Source organism: Croceitalea sp. W27 (assembly GCF_055693185.1).
In genome coordinates, this window is record NZ_CM146327.1 from 2,403,922 (window position 1) to 2,422,375 (window position 18,454).

The 18,454-nt window shown below is 38.0% G+C and carries 22 protein-coding genes; 8 read left to right on the forward strand and 14 right to left on the reverse strand.

All coding sequences use genetic code 11. The annotated features are described in order from the left end of the window. Positions 1-2: 2 nt before the first annotated feature. From ACZ1GR_RS10835 to hemA, 6 genes are read right to left on the reverse strand one after another with little or no spacing between them, the layout of a single operon-like run. The gene (locus ACZ1GR_RS10835) at positions 3-491 is read right to left on the reverse strand and encodes a DUF6973 domain-containing protein (protein ID WP_472608997.1); all 489 of its coding nucleotides are present in this window, start codon (positions 489-491) and stop codon (positions 3-5) included. Beyond that, on the reverse strand, positions 488-1,033 hold the full coding sequence (locus ACZ1GR_RS10840; protein ID WP_472608998.1) for a GNAT family N-acetyltransferase: 546 nt from the start codon (positions 1,031-1,033) through the stop codon (positions 488-490). The genes ACZ1GR_RS10835 and ACZ1GR_RS10840 overlap by 4 nt, the downstream gene beginning before the upstream one ends. A 7-nt stretch (positions 1,034-1,040) precedes the next feature. Next, positions 1,041-2,066: a uroporphyrinogen decarboxylase gene (gene hemE, locus ACZ1GR_RS10845; protein ID WP_472608999.1), complete on the reverse strand. Its 1,026-nt coding sequence runs from the start codon at positions 2,064-2,066 to the stop codon at positions 1,041-1,043. A gap of 14 nt (positions 2,067-2,080) precedes the next feature. Then, positions 2,081-2,758: a uroporphyrinogen-III synthase gene (locus tag ACZ1GR_RS10850; RefSeq protein WP_472609000.1), complete on the reverse strand. Its 678-nt coding sequence runs from the start codon at positions 2,756-2,758 to the stop codon at positions 2,081-2,083. Then, on the reverse strand, positions 2,736-3,656 hold the full coding sequence (gene hemC / locus ACZ1GR_RS10855; protein WP_472609001.1) for a hydroxymethylbilane synthase: 921 nt from the start codon (positions 3,654-3,656) through the stop codon (positions 2,736-2,738). The genes ACZ1GR_RS10850 and hemC overlap by 23 nt, the downstream gene beginning before the upstream one ends. Continuing rightward, a complete protein-coding gene (gene hemA, locus ACZ1GR_RS10860) occupies positions 3,653-4,909 on the reverse strand; it encodes a glutamyl-tRNA reductase (protein ID WP_472609002.1) in 1,257 nt (418 codons plus the stop codon). The genes hemC and hemA overlap by 4 nt, the downstream gene beginning before the upstream one ends. 204 nt (positions 4,910-5,113) lie before the next feature. On the opposite strand from hemA, the gene ACZ1GR_RS10865 reads away from it, so the two are divergent. The 3 genes from ACZ1GR_RS10865 to ACZ1GR_RS10875 all read left to right on the forward strand — a co-directional run bounded on the left by ACZ1GR_RS10865 (position 5,114) and on the right by ACZ1GR_RS10875 (position 7,712). Then, on the forward strand, positions 5,114-5,995 hold the full coding sequence (locus ACZ1GR_RS10865) for a helix-turn-helix domain-containing protein (RefSeq protein ID WP_472609003.1): 882 nt from the start codon (positions 5,114-5,116) through the stop codon (positions 5,993-5,995). A 14-nt stretch (positions 5,996-6,009) separates the two neighbouring features. Then, a complete protein-coding gene (locus ACZ1GR_RS10870) occupies positions 6,010-6,765 on the forward strand; it encodes a ThuA domain-containing protein (protein WP_377767431.1) in 756 nt (251 codons plus the stop codon). A gap of 92 nt (positions 6,766-6,857) precedes the next feature. Continuing rightward, the gene (locus ACZ1GR_RS10875) at positions 6,858-7,712 is read left to right on the forward strand and encodes a ThuA domain-containing protein (protein ID WP_472609004.1); all 855 of its coding nucleotides are present in this window, start codon (positions 6,858-6,860) and stop codon (positions 7,710-7,712) included. 3 nt (positions 7,713-7,715) lie between these two features. On the opposite strand, the gene ACZ1GR_RS10880 is transcribed toward ACZ1GR_RS10875, so the two are convergent. Next, positions 7,716-8,567, reverse strand: a complete 852-nt coding sequence (locus tag ACZ1GR_RS10880; RefSeq protein ID WP_472609005.1) for an N-acetylmuramoyl-L-alanine amidase-like domain-containing protein — start codon at positions 8,565-8,567, stop codon at positions 7,716-7,718. A 107-nt stretch (positions 8,568-8,674) separates the two neighbouring features. Between ACZ1GR_RS10880 and hemH the strand changes: the two genes are divergently transcribed. From hemH to ACZ1GR_RS10900, 4 genes are all read left to right on the forward strand, one after another. Continuing rightward, positions 8,675-9,706 (forward strand): ferrochelatase, encoded by a 1,032-nt coding sequence (hemH, locus tag ACZ1GR_RS10885; protein WP_472609006.1) that lies wholly within the window; start codon positions 8,675-8,677, stop codon positions 9,704-9,706. Between the two features lie 100 nt (positions 9,707-9,806). After that, positions 9,807-10,451: an HAD family hydrolase gene (locus tag ACZ1GR_RS10890; protein ID WP_472609007.1), complete on the forward strand. Its 645-nt coding sequence runs from the start codon at positions 9,807-9,809 to the stop codon at positions 10,449-10,451. Between the two features lie 53 nt (positions 10,452-10,504). Beyond that, entirely contained in the window at positions 10,505-11,881 is a 1,377-nt protein-coding gene (locus tag ACZ1GR_RS10895; protein WP_472609008.1) for an MATE family efflux transporter, read from the forward strand. A gap of 38 nt (positions 11,882-11,919) precedes the next feature. After that, a complete protein-coding gene (locus tag ACZ1GR_RS10900; RefSeq protein ID WP_472609009.1) occupies positions 11,920-13,005 on the forward strand; it encodes a lactonase family protein in 1,086 nt (361 codons plus the stop codon). A 4-nt stretch (positions 13,006-13,009) separates the two neighbouring features. On the opposite strand, the gene ACZ1GR_RS10905 is transcribed toward ACZ1GR_RS10900, so the two are convergent. The 6 genes from ACZ1GR_RS10905 to ACZ1GR_RS10930 form a co-directional block, all read right to left on the reverse strand. Continuing rightward, a complete protein-coding gene (locus tag ACZ1GR_RS10905; RefSeq protein WP_472609010.1) occupies positions 13,010-13,396 on the reverse strand; it encodes a DUF2306 domain-containing protein in 387 nt (128 codons plus the stop codon). 15 nt (positions 13,397-13,411) lie between these two features. After that, positions 13,412-13,852: a YybH family protein gene (locus ACZ1GR_RS10910; protein ID WP_472609011.1), complete on the reverse strand. Its 441-nt coding sequence runs from the start codon at positions 13,850-13,852 to the stop codon at positions 13,412-13,414. 95 nt (positions 13,853-13,947) lie between these two features. Continuing rightward, complete coding sequence (locus ACZ1GR_RS10915) at positions 13,948-14,604, reverse strand: hypothetical protein (RefSeq protein WP_472609012.1); 657 nt, start codon at positions 14,602-14,604, stop codon at positions 13,948-13,950. A gap of 12 nt (positions 14,605-14,616) precedes the next feature. Next, complete coding sequence (locus tag ACZ1GR_RS10920; protein WP_377767418.1) at positions 14,617-14,835, reverse strand: hypothetical protein; 219 nt, start codon at positions 14,833-14,835, stop codon at positions 14,617-14,619. A gap of 67 nt (positions 14,836-14,902) precedes the next feature. Continuing rightward, positions 14,903-15,997: a TFIIB-type zinc ribbon-containing protein gene (locus ACZ1GR_RS10925; RefSeq protein WP_472609013.1), complete on the reverse strand. Its 1,095-nt coding sequence runs from the start codon at positions 15,995-15,997 to the stop codon at positions 14,903-14,905. Positions 15,998-16,091: 94 nt separating this feature from the next. Further along, complete coding sequence (locus ACZ1GR_RS10930; RefSeq protein ID WP_472609014.1) at positions 16,092-17,225, reverse strand: SPFH domain-containing protein; 1,134 nt, start codon at positions 17,223-17,225, stop codon at positions 16,092-16,094. A 152-nt stretch (positions 17,226-17,377) separates the two neighbouring features. On the opposite strand from ACZ1GR_RS10930, the gene ACZ1GR_RS10935 reads away from it, so the two are divergent. Next, positions 17,378-17,743: a DUF2237 family protein gene (locus ACZ1GR_RS10935; RefSeq protein WP_472609015.1), complete on the forward strand. Its 366-nt coding sequence runs from the start codon at positions 17,378-17,380 to the stop codon at positions 17,741-17,743. A 12-nt stretch (positions 17,744-17,755) separates the two neighbouring features. Here the strand turns inward: ACZ1GR_RS10935 and ACZ1GR_RS10940 are convergent, their stop codons facing one another. Then, positions 17,756-18,451, reverse strand: a complete 696-nt coding sequence (locus tag ACZ1GR_RS10940) for a DsbA family oxidoreductase (RefSeq protein WP_472609016.1) — start codon at positions 18,449-18,451, stop codon at positions 17,756-17,758. Between the last annotated feature and the right edge of the window lie 3 nt (positions 18,452-18,454).

Genomic DNA, 18,454 nt, shown 5'->3' on the forward strand with positions numbered 1-18,454 from the left:
AATTAATCCGTTAGATGAACCAATGAAAATTGGTGTTTTTCCAAAGAAACCTGTTTGGTAATTTTAATGGACTTTTTGGTCAATTCCAACACAATTTGAATTACTTCTTCAATTCTCTTGTCTTTATGTTTGTTAAAAAGCCAACGCCCAACATGGTTATTGTGTAAATCCATTTTTCGGGCCATTTCCCTATTCCTAAATGCGTTTTCGTGCCAATCGGTAATGTTTTTCACCCAATTGAGAATGTAATCTGTCTTTTTAGACCATTTGGTACATTTCTTGGCTATTAAATAATTCCAAAATGCATGTCTGAAAGCATTTGCCGGGGTATTTTGGTAATGCAACCTACCATAATATTTAGTTGAAACTGCCAGGCATTCTTTTGTTGCGTTCAAAGTAGGATAAATAAAGAACGGATTTTTAATGCCTAACAGCACAAGCTGCCAAAAGCTTTTAAAATTAATTCGCTTTATGGTTTTAAAAAGGTTCATGCAGTTCCCACTTTATAAAGTTCGTAAAGTTCCATATCAACGAATTCTCCATTTGGCAATTGAAAGCTTTTTGGAAAAGTTCTTTGCCAGATAAAACCGTTCTTTTCTGCGACCCTTGTGCTTGCAATATTATTCTGATTTGCGATTACCTGTAAGGTGCATAGCCCAGCCTCTTTAAAAGCCCAATCGATAATTTTACTAACCGATTTTGTGATGATTCCTTTTCCGGCATATTGGTAACCGATGCAATAGGCCAGTTCGCCCTGTCCTTCTTTTTTTAGAAGCTCTTTTACATAGATCAAGCCAATAATAGTCCTATCGGTATTTTCTTTTATTGTAAAGAGGTATTCTTCTTTTGACTCAAATTGTTTTACCTTTTTCTCAACGAACAATTTTGAAAGTGTAGGATTAAGATTTTCTTTTAAGGTACCTGGAAAGTAGTTGGCAAACCGATCTGCATTCGACACCATTAAATCGCACAAACGCCAAGCATCCTTGATATGGATGGGAGAAATGCTGTAATTATCGAAGTCTTTTTGCATAAATATCTTAAACGGTATATTCTTTAACCGCCTCTACAAAGGCACCTGCATTTTCTAGGGGAATATTCGGTAAAATACCATGACCAAGGTTCACGATATAGTTGTCTTTTCCGAATTCATTTATCATTTGATGTACCATCTTTTTGATTTCCGATGGTGGGGACAACAATCTCGAGGGATCAAAGTTGCCCTGTAATGTAATTTTACCACCACTGAGATATCGCGCGTTTCTGGCGGAACAGGTCCAGTCGACACCTAATGCAGAAGCACCAGATTTTGCCATATCATTTAGAGCAAACCAACAGCCTTTACCAAAAACTATTACCGGGGCTTCATCCTTTAAGGCGTCAATTATCTGTTGAATGTATTGAAAAGAAAATTCTTGATAATCCATCGGTGACAACATTCCCCCCCAAGAATCAAATACTTGAACGGCATTGACCCCGGCTTTTACTTTTTCCTTTAAATAGGCTATAGTGGTATCGGTGATTTTTTGAAGTAGTTGGTGTGCAGCTGCGGGTTGTGTAAAGCAGAATCCCTTTGCCAGATCAAAATTCTTGCTTCCTTGCCCCTGAACGCAGTAGCACAAAATAGTCCATGGTGAACCTGCAAAACCAATAAGTGGAATTTCATCATCCAACTTTTCCTTGGTCATTTTTATAGCATCCATGACGTAGCCCAAAGTGTCTTCAATGTCTGGCACAATAACACTATCTAAGTCTTTAGGCTTTCGTATCGGATTTGGTAAATAGGGCCCAAAATTAGGCTTCATTTCTACCTCAATATTCATGGCTTGCGGAATTACCAGAATATCACTGAAAAGAATTGCCGCGTCCATACCATAGCGTTGAATAGGCTGCACCGTGATTTCAGAGGCCAGTTCTGGGGTTTGGCATCGTGTAAAGAAATCGTATTTCTTTTTAATCGCCATAAATTCCGGTAGGTAACGCCCCGCTTGGCGCATCATCCATACCGGAGGTCTATCTACGGTTTCTCCTTTTAAGGCTTTTAAGAATAAATCGTTTTTGATCATAGTTTGTTACTTGTTTAAATTCCCATGAATAAGGGGGAATTAAAGTGTTTAATGGCTTGTACCAATACATTTTCTATAGTTGGTTTGTTGGCAATAACCACCTGGTCGGTATGTTTTTTAGCTTCTTCGGCGGTCGTTTCTCCAATACAAAAAGCCCAGCTAGGGGTTAAACTGTTTTCTTTGGTAAAACTTAGCACGCCACTCGGACTAAAAAATAAAATGCCGTCAAAAGTGCTGTCAAAACGCTTGTAATTTAGAGTAGTATTATAGCAAATTACTTCCTTATACCGAACGTTATTATTTTTGAATGCTTCGGATAGCTCTGGCCGTCTTAAATTACCAGACAAAATGAAAAAAGAGCTGTTTTTGTATTTTTCGACTATAATTTTACTCAATTTTGAGGCATTTTCTGCCGTTTCAAGTACTTTTAGGTTGTTTTCCTCCAACAATAATTTTGTCTTCTCCCCTACACAAAACACATTTTTAGTATAAATATCAGGGTGGTGCATGCTTTTGAGAAAAGCTTTTACGCCATTTTGGCTAGTGAAGATATAGTTGTTGAATTCTTCGTCAATTTTAAATGGTAAATACTCAATGGATATGGCATTATAGTCCACGAAATTTTGCTTTGCATTAAGCAACAACTCTTTCTGGGAAGGTGACAATAGTCTAGTGGATAGTATTGAGCTCATCTTTTATGCTTTCCATCAAGGCTTTACCGCCGTTCTCTAAAATCTCTAAGGCACATTGTTTGCCAAAGTCCTTTACTTGCCCAATAGTGCACTCTTTCAAGGTTTCTAACTGTTGTTGGCCATCTAAAGAGTGTAAACAACCTTTAAAATATACTTTTTGGTCTTTAATTTCGGCTAAAGCTCCGATGGGCGCGGTACAACCGCCTTCTAAAGTTCTCAAAAATTCTCGCTCAATTGAGGTGCATATATCAGTTTCGTGGTGATTTAACGGTTCAATTTGTGCTAGTATTTCTTTTTCTTTTTCCAGTCCAACAATCAGCATTGCCCCTTGTGCAGGGGCAGGAGTCATCCAATCTAAAAGCACCGCATCTTTTGGCAATAGCTTTATGCGTTCAAGACCCGCTTTAGCGAATATTGCCCCGTTCCATCCATTTTCAATGAGTTTTAAAAGGCGAGTGTTCACATTACCTCGTAAATCGACAACGGAATGGTCAGGATATCGATGTAACCACTGGGCCTTTCTTCGCAGACTTCCTGTGGCTATGGTGCCTTTTCCTTTCAAAAAGTCCGTACCAAGGTGTACAAGAATATCTTGGGTAGCGGCTCTTTCAAGAACTGCTGCCTTAACAATACCCTTTGGGAGCTGTGTGGGCACATCTTTCATGGAATGTACCGCAATGTCAATGTCACCTTTCAATAAAGCGACATCGAGGGTTTTTGTGAAAATTCCGGTAATACCCAATTCATAGAGTGGTTTGTCCAGCACTAAATCTCCGGTGGATTTTACCGGCACCAATTGGGTATTCAAGCCCAGTTCATCTAATTTTTGCTGTACGGTTGTGGCTTGCCAAAGTGCTAATTCGCTATCGCGAGTTCCAATACGAATTACTTTGCTCATTTGGAATCTATTTCAAGCTGAAACACTTTTTGAATTAGCGCTAAACTGTCATCGGTATCTACCTCTGGTTTTTTGAGGTGATTGGCAAATTGCTTGGTAATTTTTTGAATGATGCGTTCTGAGACCAATTCTGCCTGTTCTTGATTAAAATTGGTAAGTTTTTTGGAGTGAAAGTCCAATTCTTCCTCTTTCATCATCATCAACTTCTCTTTTAATGCATTGATTACAGGGGCGAACTTTCGCGTTTCTAGCCACTTGATGAACTCGGTTTTTACCTCGTCGATAATGGCATGTGCTTTGGGAATGTATGCCTTTCTATTGGCAAGGGTCTCATCAGTAATTTGCGATAACTGATCTAAATGCACCAGAGTGACATTGTCCAGTTCCATGACATCATCATGCACATTTTTAGGAACTGATAAATCTAAAATCAATAACGGCTTTTTCGAATGTATAACGGCTTTTGATATTGTTGGTAGCTGTGCTCCAGTGGCCACCACTAAAATATCGGATTTACGGATCTCTGTTTGTAAATCACCATAGTCTTTAACCACCAGTTGAAACTTGCCGGCAACGGCCTCCGCCTTTTCCTTGGTTCGGTTGATTAAGGTAATATGTGAATTATCGGTATGCTTAACGAGATTTTCACAGGTATTTCTACCTATTTTTCCAGTACCAAAAAGTAATATGTTCTTCTCTGAAATATTAGGAATGGTATTCAAGATATATTTTACCGATGCAAAGGCAACAGAAGTCGCTCCGCTAGATAGTTCGGTTTCGTTCTTAATACGTTTGCTTGCCTGTATAACCGAATTACACAACCGTTCTAAAAACGGATTTGACATCCCGTGCTTTTTGGATCTATAAAAGCTTTGCTTTATTTGGCTTATAATTTCAAAATCTCCAAGAATTTGGCTGTCCAGTCCAGTGCCAACATGAAATAAATGATTAAAAGCATCATGATTTTTGTACACGTAGGCCACTTCTTGAAATTCTTCAACAGTGCCTTTGGTATGTTTGCATAGTAACTGGATCAATTGAAAAGGGTGCTGTGCAAAACCGAACAATTCCGTGCGGTTACAAGTGGAAATTGCCATTAGGCCTTCAACACCTTCTTTCTTGGCATCAAGGGTTATAGCATCTATCTTGGGTACATCTACGCTGAACTTGCCGCGAACTTCGGCATCTGCTTTTTTATAGCTTAAGCCAATCGCGTAAAAAGAACTATGTTTTGAAAGATGGTAATTCTTCATTGTACTGAAACAGCGTTGCAAAAGTACGATCACCTATAATCAAAAAATAACGCTAGCGGTACTATAAATAACAACAAAAGGAGTTTTCGAGGTACTTTTGGGCCAATTCTTTGTGAAACACTGTGTTTATTGACAAAAATATTAAAGAATTCTACTGTTTAGAGTAATTCTAAATAGCTATATTTGTGCTTTGAAGATTAAAGAATGAAAGAAAATATCGCTCAAGGTTCTTATGATGAGGTTTTAATTGACCAAGACTTCTATGTGCTTAAAATTCAGAATGATACAACCCAATTAAAGCGAATCGAGAGAGGTATAGACAGTACCTTTATTCAGTTTCACTTTTCATTAAAAGGACATGCTAAATTTTTATTCAACGATAGTGCCTATGCCCTTGAGGTTTCTGAAGAAAACTCTTTGTTGCTTTATAATACACAGAAAGATTTGCCTTTAAACGTGGTTTTAGAACCAGATTCATGGTTGCTCTCCGTAGTGATGACTATTCGAAAGTTTCATTCGCTTTTTTCTTCAGAGGCCGATTATATTCCCTTTTTAAGCGATGGTAACAGTGAAAAGAAGTATTATTCTCAAGAGGTTCTTACCCCTGCAATGGCTGTTGTTTTAAGTCAACTGATGAATTACAGTCTTCATCCTTCGATAAAAAGTTTATACGTAAAGGGCAAGGTTTACGAATTAATATCGTTGTATTTTAATAAGACAGAAGATGCAGATTTAGAGCAGTGCCCTTATTTGGCAGATGAAGACAATGTACGGCGCATACGGCAGGCAAAAGAAATCATGATTGCGCGAATGTCTGAGCCGCCGACTTTGACGGAACTTTCTGAAGAAATCGGTCTAGGCTTAAAAAAATTAAAGGAAGGTTTTAAACAAATTTATGGAGATTCGGTTTTTGGCTTCCTTTTTGATTATAAGATGGAATATGCCCGTAAAATGTTAGAAACCGGAAGGTATAATGTGAATGAGGTAGGCCTAAAAATAGGCTATAGTACGGCAAGTCATTTTATAGCATCCTTTAAAAAGAAATACGGAACCACACCTAAAAAATATTTAACTTCAACCACATAAACACTTTTAAGAAAATGAAATTCATCAAATCAATCGTTATAGCAATCTTTTGTGTTGTTATGACCGTTAGCGGACAAGAAACTAAGAATGAAACTCCACCAAAAAAACCAGATTTAGTATTAGTATTTACGAAAACCAAAGGCTATAGGCATGAAAGTATTTCAACGGGGGTGAAAGCCTTGCGCGAAATGGGCCGTAAAAATAATTTTATCGTGCTACGCACAGAAAGTTCAGAAGACTTTAATCCAGAAAATTTAGCCAACTACCAATTGGTGGTATTCTTAAGTACTACTATGGATGTTTTGGATGAAACCGAGCAAACTGCTTTTGAGAATTATATAAAAGCTGGTGGTAGTTTTCTTGGTATTCATGCCGCTACGGATACGGAATACGATTGGCCTTGGTACGGAAAGTTAGTAGGAGGTTACTTTAGCGGTCACCCAAATAATCCAAATGTTAGAGAAGCCAAGATCGATGTTTTGACCAAAGCGCATAGCTCAACAGCGCACCTTGATGATGCCATAAAGCGTACGGATGAGTGGTATAATTTTAAAAACTTGAATCCTAATGTTACCGTTGTAATGAATCTGGACGAAACCAGTTATGAGGGAGGCACCAATGGTGAAAATCATCCGATAGCGTGGTATCATGAATTTGACGGAGGGCGCGCTTATTATACCGGTGGAGGACATACCAACGAATCATATGCTGAGCCTGACTTTAGGCAGCATCTTTTAGGTGCCATATCTTGGTGTTTAAAGCGTTCATAGCAGATTACGAAAGTAGATTTCATAATTTTTACGGGTAATATAGACCAAGTGATCGGGTGCTAACGTATCTATTAGTAGAAAAGCCCCACATTATGAAATCTACCTATTTACCCCTAAAATATCTATTGATTTTCTTCTTATTCTTTTCCTGTTCAGATGCTGAAATACCCATAGCTGAAGAGGATAATGAAGAACAGTCAGGGGATGACCCCGTTAATGATGACGATTCAACGGATACCGCTAAAATTCTAGTTTTCACGAAAACCTCGGGCTTTAATCACAATACAAAAGAAGAATCTGCAGCAATGGTTAACCAAATAGCCACGGATCTCAGTTTTGATGTTGAGGTTAGTGACAATGCTTCTATTTTTGACGACCAAGAAAGCGTCAATAATTTTGATGTTATCTTCTTTACCAATACTTCAGGGAATACCTTAAATAACGCTCAACGAAATGTGGTAGAGGCTTATGCAGCACAAGGAGGACATTTCATTTCCAATCACGCCGCAAGCGATGCGTATGGGCATAGTACGGCAAGTACTGTAAATGGAGGCGGAAAAGGTGAATGGGATTGGTACGCTGAGCATGTTACAGGTTGTAGTGTAAGAAACGGCCCCAACCATACTGTAAATAATTTTGGGGCAACCGTCACCATTGAAAATCAAAACACTGACCTGACCAAAATGATTTCTTTTCCATGGGATGATAATGAGGAATGGTATTATTGGGAAGGGGGTTATTTAAATAGCTCTTTCACAGAACTATTGCATGTTTCCGATACAGGTGACAATTCGTATGACGATGCTAGAATGACCGCCCACTATTGGGAAAGGCCAGATGGCGGGATCAGTTTTTACACCAGCATGGGGCATTCAAAAAACAAGTATTCAGATGCGGAATTTGTGCAATTGATGAAGAATGCCTTCGAGTTTATTTTAGACAGGTAACTTTTATAAGGGTCTTGCAACGAGAATACCAATATTACTTTTAATATTTTTCAGGTAATCCGCTAAAGGTTCTTTAGTGATTTTTACTTCTCCAGAACTTGAAGCATGTAACAAATGAATTCTACCATTTGGTTGTTTTATAGCAAATCCCGTATGTGTAACATCTAATCCTTTTATAGACGTTGCTAGTGCAATTATATCACCGGACTGAATTTGATGTTCTTGATTTTGAATTTCGTTTTGGGGTAAATAACAAAGAACTTCTTTCGCTAGTTCCGCTTCGGTTTCTTGTATTCGTTTAAAATTTTCATCGTCTTTTAAGAAAGGATATAAATCACGATGTGTCCCCATAAAATTAATAGGTTTTTCTAGTTTAATGCCACCTAAATCTGAGGTAATATCTTTTACCAAACCTATTTTTTCATTGTCTCGTATCCAATCTGTAAAGTAATGCAGGCGAGATGGATAGCCATTTAGTTTTCCATTTCTGTACCGAATGGTTTCTAAATTTTTGGTGAAAGCGTCAAAGGTTTTTCTTTCATTTTTAAGAGTTGCTGTAAAGGCTAAAACATTTTCCACAAATGTGGTACAATCTAAGCCTCTAAGATTTATAACCAGGGTTTCTGTGGCACCTATTTCAAGTGTTTTTTCCACATAAGGTGTCCCCAAAAAAGACGTCCCGATTTTAACAATACTATCGCCTAAAGTAGTTGCTTCGATATCTTCTAGGCTTTCCATCTTGATATTGAAAAGGGCCCTATCTGCTGGTGAACATGTTATTTGGGCAAAAGAAATGGTGAAAATTCCAAAAAAAAGGACTAAAAGAAAATTCCGAATCATACTACTAAAATACATTAAAAGCGATGATTGGCTTTCTCTATGCGGCAATAACAAAACTTATTTATGCTTTTAAATATAAAATCAAGTTGCTGTTGTATTTTTAAGGTTTTAAAGAAATACTGATGAAAGGAGTTTTATTGGTCAATTTAGGTTCGCCTGACAGCCCTACGCCAAAAGATGTTAAGCCCTATTTAGATGAGTTTTTAATGGATGAACGTGTTATAGACGTTCCGCCGTTATTACGCAATCTATTGGTCCGTGGTATCATTCTGCAAACTAGACCAAAAAAATCAGCTAAGGCCTATTCAAAAATTTGGTGGGACGAAGGTTCGCCTTTGATCGTAATTTCTAAACGCTTTGCAAAGAAAGTGAGGGAACATACAGAGATGCCGGTTGCTTTAGGCATGCGTTATGGATCTATGAGCATTAAAGAAGGTCTTCAAGACCTTAAAAATCAAAATGTAGATGAGGTATTATTGGTGCCATTATATCCACATTACGCGATGTCTTCTTATGAAACGGTAGTTGTAAAGGCTATGGAAGATCAGCAAAAGTATTTTCCAGAGATGAAAATGACGACAATGCCCGCTTTTTACAGTAATGAAGATTACATAAAAGTACTATCAGAAAGTATCGCAGAAGGTTTAAAAGATTTTCAATACGACCATGTTTTGTTTTCATATCATGGTATCCCTGAGCGCCACATACGTAAATCAGATCCAACAAAATTTCACTGTAAGATAGACGGTTCTTGTTGTAATATAAATTCGGTAGCTCATCATACCTGCTATCGTCATCAATGTTACGATACTACAGAATTGGTAAAGGCTTATTTGGGATTGCCTGAAGAAAAAGTGAGTTCATCTTTCCAATCGAGACTAGCAGGTGACCCATGGCTAAAACCGTATACGGATTATGAATTTGAACGTTTTCCAAAAGAGGGAAAGAAACGATTGGCTGTAATTACACCTGCATTTGTTAGTGATTGTTTAGAAACTCTTGAAGAAATTGCAATGGAAGGGAAAGAACAGTTCGAAGAAGCCGGCGGAGAAAAATACAAACACATTTCCTGTTTAAATGATAATGATGCTTGGGTCGCTTTAATGGCAAAATGGATTAACGAGTGGGAAGCTAAAGAATGCCTTCCTGTTTAAGAATTTGCTTTATATAAGATTGTCATTATTACTTAACCCACTGGTGCAAGATTACTAATTGAAGCCCATGAACTGTATTAGTCATAAAAGCTGATTTAAATTGAAATACAAGTGTATAATTTTTGATTGTGACGGCGTACTTGTCGATAGTGAAGAAATTTCAAATGCTATAATGATTGAAATGGCCAATGAACTAGGGGTAGAAATTAAATTGGACTATGCGCTTAAGAATTTTGCAGGAAAATCACTTAAAAATAGTTTTGAACATATTGAAAGACTAAGCAAAAAATTACTTCCCAACAACTTTGTACAAGAATATAGAAAGAGATCATATTTGGCATTCAAAAGAGACCTAAAGCCTGTAAAGGGTATACATAGTTTGCTAGATCAAATAGTAGTGCCCTTCTGTGTTGCCTCAAGCGGACCGCTAGAAAAGATAAAATTGAACTTGACAATAACGAATCTAATTGAAAGGTTCGAAAATAAGATGTTTAGTTCCTATGAAATAGGAAGTTGGAAACCAAACCCAGAAATATTTAAATATGCTGCAAAGGAAATGGGATTTAAACCAGAAGAATGTGTAGTAATAGAAGATAGTTTAGCAGGAGTTAGAGCTGGAATAAGTGGTGGGTTCGATGTTTTTGGTTTCGCCAATGATAATAATAAAACAGAATTTGAAAAAGAGGGGGCTACGGTATTTTTTGAGATGGACAAATTGTATGACCTACTTAATGAAAAAGAGTAGTGACAAACAATGTTTTCTATTGTTCCTTCTAATTAGCAAATAATTAAAGATTAATGGCAAAAGTCTCTTCAGACGAACTTGGCATACAACCCATTGGTAAACTTTTGGTAAAACAATCGGTGCCAGCAGCCATCGGTATTTTGGTAATGTCATTGAATGTGCTGATTGATTCTGTTTTTGTAGGCAAATGGATAGGTTCCATTGCCATTGCCGCCATTAGTGTGGTGCTGCCAATTACCTTTTTTATTGCGGCTTTAGGAATGTCGATTGGAGTCGGGGGATCCAGTATTATTTCTCGTGCCTTGGGGGCAGCTGATCGTGAAAAAGCATTAAAAACCTTTGGCAATCAAATTACGCTGACTTTTGTAATGACCATAACAATGGTCATTTTCGGGCTCATTTATGTAGATGAGTTGATTCCTGTTTTCGGGGCGAAAGGAAGCATTTTTGAACCTGCAAAAATTTACTACATCATTATTTTATACGGCGTTCCATTTTTGGCCTATACCATGATGGGCAATAACGTGATGCGGGCAGAAGGTAAACCTAAATTTGCCATGAATGCCATGATAATTCCTTCTGTTGCCAACCTTTTTATGGACTATTTGCTCATTTATGTTTTTGATATGGGTATGGCAGGGGCGGCATGGGCCACTACAACAGCATATTTTATGTCTTTTAGCTATGTACTGTACTTTTTTCTATCTAAAAATTCTGAACTAAAAATCAATTGGGGGCATTTAGGTTTTAGTATGCCTATTTTAAAAGAAATAGGCTCTCTCGGTTTTGTCACTTTAGCAAGACAAGCCGTAATTAGCTTTACCTATCTGTTAATGAACAACATACTCTTCAATTTAGGTGGAGAAGCAATGATAGCTGTTTACGCTATTATTGGCCGTATTTTGATGTTCGCCTTATTTCCTGTGTTTGGTATTACACAAGGGTTTTTACCTATTGCAGGGTTCAATTATGGTGCTGAAAAATACGATAGGGTAAAAGAGACTATTTACACCGCCATAAAATATGCTTCCGTTTTGGGCAGTATCGTGTTTCTTGGCTTATTGATTTTCCCGGAAGCACTGACCTCACTTTTTTTAAGCAACCGGGCTGATTTGCCAGCGGAAGATAAATTAGTGAACACCTTTGTTCTAGAACACACTCCAAATGCCATAAGATGGGTGTTTGCAGCTACACCTATCATCGCTTTGCAACTCATTGGCGCAGCGTATTTTCAAGCAATCGGTAAGGCGATACCGGCATTACTTTTGACCCTCACCAGACAGGGCTTCTTTTTTATTCCTTTAATACTAATTCTACCCAATTATTTTGGGGAACTTGGTATTTGGCTTTCCTTCCCCATTGCCGATGTTTTGGCGACCATTGTTACAGGACTTTATCTTAGAAAGGAAATTAAAGCCACTTTAGTTTAAGTTTCTTTATTTTTAATATTTCCAAATTAAAACGAAGAATGAAAAAGTTTTTTATAGTACTAACAATATTTGTATTTGTTATGGGCTGCTCTGAAAATAATAAACCAACACAAACACAAACCTTATTTGTTGGCACGTATACCGATGGTTCAAGCGAAGGTATTTACACTTTACAGTTTAACCCTGAAACAGGTGAACTAGACTCCTTAGAATTAAAGGCAAAACTGCCTAATCCTTCTTTTTTGGCAATCTCAAAGGATAAAAAGAATTTGTTTGCTGTACAAGAAACAGCAGATTATGATTCCTTAGGGGGTGGTGTGACCTCTTTTTCTATTGATAAAGGAGAATTAAAAGTCTTGAATAGCAAAGGTTCGGCTGGGGCTCATCCTTGCCACGTCGCTATTTCTGAAGATGGCCAGATAGCAGTTTCCAACTATTCTGGCGGTAATCTTGCAATTTTCGATTTGCAAGAAGATGGAAGTTTGGGGGATAGGCAAATTATATACCACAGAACTGCGGATACTTTGGCAAAGCCACATGTTCATAAGGCACATTTTAATGAAGACGGACTCTTTGTTGCGGACTTAGGATTGGATGCCTTAAAGCGCTATTCAAAGCAAACATATGGTTGGGTACCTGCACATCAAAATACAATTGCTATGGGCGAGGGTTCTGGACCACGCCATTTTGTTTTTGGCGAAAACAGAAATTACTTATATGTGCTTAACGAACTTAATGCCACAATTTCTGTTTTAAAAAGAGATGACGAAGGCAGTTATAATCAAATTCAAACGGAGTCCACCAACGACGACCCAAAATGGTGTGCGGATATTCATTTATCAGCTGATGGTAAGTTTTTATATAGCTCTAATCGTGGTAAAAACACGATAGTCATTTTTTCTGTAGATGCTGAAAATGGCAAGATAACTTTGGTGGGGAGCGAATCTACAAAAGGGAATTCTCCTCGTAATTTCACGTTGGACCCAGGTGGAAAATTCATGTTGGTGGGCAATCAAAAAAGCGATAATATTGCTGTTTTTAAAAGAGACTTAGAGAAAGGTACTTTAGAATTTTTGAAAGAATACAAAGTGCCAAGTCCGGTATGTTTGGTGTTCACCGACTAATAAACTACCCAAAAAATAACTCGTGTAAATATCTGCCTGGGGCCAAAGTAAAACCACCGGCAATCACGATTGCACCAAAATAGAGTAGAATCATTTTGCGCTTATGCGCCTTAAGGTTTCCTTTTCTAATTGCGGTGTAAGCCGTTGGCACCGTCCACAAGGTCAAGAAACTAAATAGATGTATCCACCCGAAATGATTAAGTAAACGAGCTCCCACGGCCGCAGGCATAAAAAGAGTTACAATTGCGGTAAACAGTATTAAGATAATATAAACCTTACCAAGTTTTCTATGGATCAAGGTTCCTTTTCTCGCTGATAACACATATGCCCCAATAAAAATGCACGGTACTACGGTAACAAGATGTGCATACATAAGGTATTCATAATTCATACTAGCTTGTCTGTGTTAATTTACTTTTGCCGAGGTGTCTGAAATAATCTTCCATTCGCCATCCATTTTCTTTAAGGTGAGCATAAAGATGCCATTGGTGTTACCCACTTTTCGGGTGAGATAATACTCCCCCATTACCGAATATGCCCCTTCATTGATTTTTGAAATATCGTTCAAAACAAAACGAAGTTTTCCAAAATGCGCTTTACTAGGGTAACTCTTTTGGTACCGTTCCAAGGTATTTTGCCACCCTTTTACCACGCCACCGGCGCCATAAAATTTTAGCTCGTCAGATTTCCAATAGCCTTCCATAAAGGTTTCAATGTCATAACTATTCCAAGCCTCTTGTTGCGCAGTTAAAACAGCAGTTATTGCTTTTTTATCATCAGTCTCTTGTGCCTCTTGGGCAATGGTTGGCAAAGCTAAAAAAAGGAACAAAAAAAGGACTTTATACATAATTTGATTATTGAAATTGATTTTAAAAATAGCAAAAAAGAAAGCCATTACTAGAATTCTAGTAATGGCTTTACGTTTATTAATCAGTAGAAGGCCTACATTTGGTTTTCACCTACTTTTTTAAGTTCTTCTGCTTTTCCTTTTAATTTTTCTTTCCCTTTTTTTATAGAGACTTCCAATTCATCCAATTTCTGGGTTACTTTATTTAAGCTTTCCTCTTTTTTAGAGATGATTTCTGGTTCAAGTGATTTTTCTTTCTTTGCTTTTTCAAGTCTTTCACGGGCTTCTTCAACTTGGCGTCTGCCTCTTTTTAAGGTGTCTTCATCTTCATCAAGCAATTCTTCTGACTTCTCAATTTTTTCCTTTACCTGAGAAGCTCTGTATTGCCCAAATTCTTTGCCCGACATATCACCCTTGTTCTTGCCGTAAGCATTTCCTTTATTCGTTTTTTCTTCTTTAATTTCATCCTCATTTACATCTACATCATCATCTAGCATTTCTTCAGATTTTTCTTTGCCTTTTTCTTTCATTTTTTCGGCTTTCTCTTTCATTTCTTTTCCCTTGCCCTTTGCCTTTTTTACTTCTTCCTGTACTTCTTCGGCTTCTTCTTCAACCTCGTCTTTTACCTTCTTTACTTTTTCAACTTTATCCTTCCCTTTGGCTTTATCTTTAGATTTACCTTGGGCATTTGCGGCTCCAATAAAACCGATCAAGAGCACTGCTAATAAGATTGTTTTTAAATTATTTTTCATTTTTGTTTGTTTTTAAATACTATCTAATTCTTTTAATAATTCTTTTACCTCTTCAGCTTTTGCATGAACAGTAGTGACAGTAGAATCAATAGTCTGCTCAACAGCTTCTATTTGTTCTAGCTCGTTATCTAAGGCCTCTTGCTCAGCTTTATTGTCTTTACAAGAATAACTAAAGCTTAGGCATAAAATGACCAATGCCAAAATCAGGTTTAACTTTTTTGTATGCATCATAATAAATTATTGGTTACTAAGTATATACGTTTATGACACCGTTTTAGACTAGAGGTCACAATTTTGGCTAGCCCTGTGAAAAGAAAATAAGCAATCCTATCACGATCAGCCCAAAAATAACGGCGAAGAAAATTTTCCAAAAACTATAAGGTCGTGTGCCAGATATGGTGCCGTTTTCGCCATTGATAAAGAAATTATATTCTTTGCCATTAAATCGATAGGCACTTATGTAAACAGGCAACAAAATATGTTTAAAGGTTTCTTGAGATAACTTCATGTTCATACTGGTTACCCTTTGGGTATCGCCCCCGATATCTTGTCTACACCAACGTTCGGCGATGCGTTGTGCTTCGCCTTTTGCGGATAAATGCCCTTGTTTTAGGGGAATAGTATATTTTTCGGTAACAAAGCCCCTTAAAAAACTAGAGCTAAAAGGTTGCAGCAGCTTTAAATTCCACCGCGCAATTTTGTTTGGAATACGCCCCTTTTTTTGTTTTGATGCTTCGACCAAGGTATCATCTACAAAACCGGCAATATTACCCGAGGCAGGATACCATCGTGTTTTTCGCACGCGTTTGGTCACTGTTTTGCCTTGGGCGTTTCTCACACGTTTAGTTTCATAATAATATTCGCCACGCTGACCAGAATAGGATGCTTTCAACTGAGCATCGAAAGTCCAATAAGGCAAATACAGCCCTTTGGTAAATTGAGGGTCCAGTGCCGCTTTCTTAAGATTGTTGGGTGCAAACCAAAGACTGTTCACCCATTTCTTGAAAATTTGAAATGATTTTTTTTGATTTATCTGAAAAGGAAGTACCGCGCCAGGCAAAATCCAATCTTCTTTATAGGCATCCTCTAAAATTAAGGGCATGCTGCAGTACACACAATGAAGCGATTTGTAATTTTCCTCTACATGCTGATTGGCGCCGCAGTTTTTACAATGGAGCATAGAAATTTCCTCACTATGCTTTTGCGCTCCCATTTCTTTGAGATAGGGATAAAGTTCAAGCTCTTCAAACCCATTTTCATCAAGGCTTATTTCTTCTTTATGCCCACAATAGTCACAACTCACATTTTTGGTGCCGGGCTGGTACTTTAATTCTGCCCCACAATTAATGCACGGTTTTTTGAGTTCGGTATGTTGTGTTTTTTGTTCTTCCAAGAATTCAACTAAAACTGGTCATTTCGAAGGAGTAAGCGACTGAGAAATCTAGATTTCTCACGCTCATTTTATTCGGTTCGAAATGACAATAGGATTAATTATTAGGCAATGGTGGTGGAGTGTTGCCTCCTAAAAAGGATTTTAATTCTTCCACCTCTTGCAAAGCAGCCCAGTTGGCCATGCCTTGTTTCCAGACCAAGCTCTCTTTGTTAATGGTTCTGTTTGCAAAAAGTGCCTTAAGTTGGTCAATACCTACCGGACCTTGTTGTACTCCGTTTACAGCATAAAAATATTGCACGGCAACGGGCATTGGCGGTGGCATTGCCCCGCCTACTTGGGCAGCAGGTTGCTGACCGCCCATTTGTGGACTCATTAGCCCACCCATTTGTTGTGCAAGCACAAAGCCCATACCCATGCCCATACCGGCACCGGCAGTTCCACCTTCATTTTTGGCGGCAGCTTCAATGGCCTTAGCGGTTTTGAATTTGGTCAATTTGTCCAAATCAAGCTTATCGATACGACTGTATTCAAAGATTTCTTTTTTGAGGTCTTCGGGCATCGAAACATTTTCGATGTAGAACTTTTCCAGAGAAATACCAACGGATAAGAACTCTGGTTTCATAACCTCTTGGCAGGTATCCGAAAGTTCAGAAGTATTGGCGGCGTATAGCTCTATAGGTAGGTTGGCTTCGCCAACCGTATCTGTAAAACGTGTCGCTATAAGGCTTTTAAGGTGTTCATTGATTTCAAAGCTGGTGAAGTTGTTGTCGGTACCAACAATATCAACAATAAATTTTCCGGCATCGGAAATTTTAAAAGCGTAAGTACCAAAAGCGCGAATTTCTACCAAACCGAAACGCTCATCACTTAAAGTAATCGGGTTTTTGGTGCCCCATTTTTCATCGGTAAACAAATGGGTGTTTACAAAATATACCTCTGCTTTAAAGGGAGAATTAAAACCATACTTCCAACCTTTAAGGGTTGCTAAAATAGGCAGGTTTTGTGTGGTCAAATCATAAGTGCCCGGTGTAAAGACATCTGCAAGTTGCCCTTCATTTACAAAAACTGCGGTTTGCCCTTCACGAACAATCAATTTCGCCCCGTTTTTAATCTCGTTTTGGTAACGCTCAAAACGGTGTGCTATGGTGTCATCTGTGTAGTCTAGCCATTCTACAATGTCTATAAACTCATGACTTAGTTTTTCTTTGATTTTGCTAAAAATATCCATGGAATCGTGTTTTTCTTAAGTGTTTTTAAAGCTACTAAAAATGATTTTTACATCACCCAATCCATTAGTATAAAATTATCGATATTGTTACACTTTTATTATTCTGATAACAAGTGCAGAAACAGAAGTATTTTATTATTCAATAAATTTCTATGGAAAAGAATGTCTTGGGTACCGAATTGCAAGCCTGTTGTTATGAACCAAAAACAGGATTCTATCGTGATGGTTTTTGCAGAACCGGGCCTGAAGATGTAGGTACGCATGTAGTATGTGCTATTATGACCGAAGATTTTTTGCGATACACCAAACTACAGGGGAACGATTTAAGTACCCCAATGCCGATGTATCAATTTCCTGGTCTGAAACCTGGGGATAAATGGTGTTTATGTGCCTCTAGATGGAAACAGGCTTATAAGGCCGGCATGGCCCCGGAAGTTGTTCTTGAGGCAACCCACGAAAAAGCCTTACAATTAATTGATTTTGAGCTATTACTAGAACATAAGTATGTTGCCGAATAGCTAATTAGAAAATTAGCATAAGCCCGTTTCAGGGTCACAACTATCTCCTTCACTAATAATTTCAATAGGTGAAACCTGGGCAAAGGCCTCTAAAAAAACACTCGCGGGTTGTGCACCGCTTATACCGTATTTATCGTTGATAATGAAGAAAGGAACTCCACTTACCCCAAGCTGCTGATAGTGGGCAATCTCTTGTTTTACGGCATATGCTATATTTTCATCAGCTACTATTTGAGCGGTCTTTTCAATACTCCAACCAAATTCCGCCATAATCGAAGCAAGTACTTCAGGTTTGTTTAGATGAAGGTTTTCATCAAAATAGGCTTTTAAAAAACGTTCTTTTAACCGGTCTTTAAAACCTTCTTCACCTGCCACATGAAGTAATTGATGAAGCGGCAAAGTATTTACGGCCAACCATTTATCTCCAAAGTTAAAAGTAATACCTTCTTCCTCACCTGCTTCAACAAGTCTATCGGTCATCGGTTTAATACGCTCTATATCTCCAAATTTATTGGTGAGGTAAGTATGTCTATCCAATCCTTCTGCAGGCATGTTGGGGTCAAGCTGATACGGATGCCAAGTTACTTTTACAGGGCTACCTTTCCATTGTTTTAGAGCGGTTTCTAACCGCTTTTTTCCGACATAACACCATGGGCAAGCCACATCGGAGACTATATCAACTTTTATTACTTCTTTGTCAATTGCCATAAC

What these genes read in the sequence shown, in the direction of transcription:
- ACZ1GR_RS10835 (WP_472608997.1), bottom strand. Translation starts at nt 491, where the DNA reads ATGAACCTTTTTAAAACCATAAAGCGAATTAATTTTAAAAGCTTTTGG.
- ACZ1GR_RS10840 (WP_472608998.1), bottom strand. Translation starts at nt 1,033, where the DNA reads ATGCAAAAAGACTTCGATAATTACAGCATTTCTCCCATCCATATCAAG.
- hemE (WP_472608999.1), bottom strand. Translation starts at nt 2,066, where the DNA reads ATGATCAAAAACGATTTATTCTTAAAAGCCTTAAAAGGAGAAACCGTA.
- ACZ1GR_RS10850 (WP_472609000.1), bottom strand. Translation starts at nt 2,758, where the DNA reads ATGAGCTCAATACTATCCACTAGACTATTGTCACCTTCCCAGAAAGAG.
- hemC (WP_472609001.1), bottom strand. Translation starts at nt 3,656, where the DNA reads ATGAGCAAAGTAATTCGTATTGGAACTCGCGATAGCGAATTAGCACTT.
- hemA (WP_472609002.1), bottom strand. Translation starts at nt 4,909, where the DNA reads ATGAAGAATTACCATCTTTCAAAACATAGTTCTTTTTACGCGATTGGC.
- ACZ1GR_RS10865 (WP_472609003.1), top strand. Translation starts at nt 5,114, where the DNA reads ATGAAAGAAAATATCGCTCAAGGTTCTTATGATGAGGTTTTAATTGAC.
- ACZ1GR_RS10870 (WP_377767431.1), top strand. Translation starts at nt 6,010, where the DNA reads ATGAAATTCATCAAATCAATCGTTATAGCAATCTTTTGTGTTGTTATG.
- ACZ1GR_RS10875 (WP_472609004.1), top strand. Translation starts at nt 6,858, where the DNA reads ATGAAATCTACCTATTTACCCCTAAAATATCTATTGATTTTCTTCTTA.
- ACZ1GR_RS10880 (WP_472609005.1), bottom strand. Translation starts at nt 8,567, where the DNA reads ATGTATTTTAGTAGTATGATTCGGAATTTTCTTTTAGTCCTTTTTTTT.
- hemH (WP_472609006.1), top strand. Translation starts at nt 8,675, where the DNA reads ATGAAAGGAGTTTTATTGGTCAATTTAGGTTCGCCTGACAGCCCTACG.
- ACZ1GR_RS10895 (WP_472609008.1), top strand. Translation starts at nt 10,505, where the DNA reads ATGGCAAAAGTCTCTTCAGACGAACTTGGCATACAACCCATTGGTAAA.
- ACZ1GR_RS10900 (WP_472609009.1), top strand. Translation starts at nt 11,920, where the DNA reads ATGAAAAAGTTTTTTATAGTACTAACAATATTTGTATTTGTTATGGGC.
- ACZ1GR_RS10905 (WP_472609010.1), bottom strand. Translation starts at nt 13,396, where the DNA reads ATGAATTATGAATACCTTATGTATGCACATCTTGTTACCGTAGTACCG.
- ACZ1GR_RS10910 (WP_472609011.1), bottom strand. Translation starts at nt 13,852, where the DNA reads ATGTATAAAGTCCTTTTTTTGTTCCTTTTTTTAGCTTTGCCAACCATT.
- ACZ1GR_RS10915 (WP_472609012.1), bottom strand. Translation starts at nt 14,604, where the DNA reads ATGAAAAATAATTTAAAAACAATCTTATTAGCAGTGCTCTTGATCGGT.
- ACZ1GR_RS10920 (WP_377767418.1), bottom strand. Translation starts at nt 14,835, where the DNA reads ATGATGCATACAAAAAAGTTAAACCTGATTTTGGCATTGGTCATTTTA.
- ACZ1GR_RS10930 (WP_472609014.1), bottom strand. Translation starts at nt 17,225, where the DNA reads ATGGATATTTTTAGCAAAATCAAAGAAAAACTAAGTCATGAGTTTATA.
- ACZ1GR_RS10935 (WP_472609015.1), top strand. Translation starts at nt 17,378, where the DNA reads ATGGAAAAGAATGTCTTGGGTACCGAATTGCAAGCCTGTTGTTATGAA.
- ACZ1GR_RS10940 (WP_472609016.1), bottom strand. Translation starts at nt 18,451, where the DNA reads ATGGCAATTGACAAAGAAGTAATAAAAGTTGATATAGTCTCCGATGTG.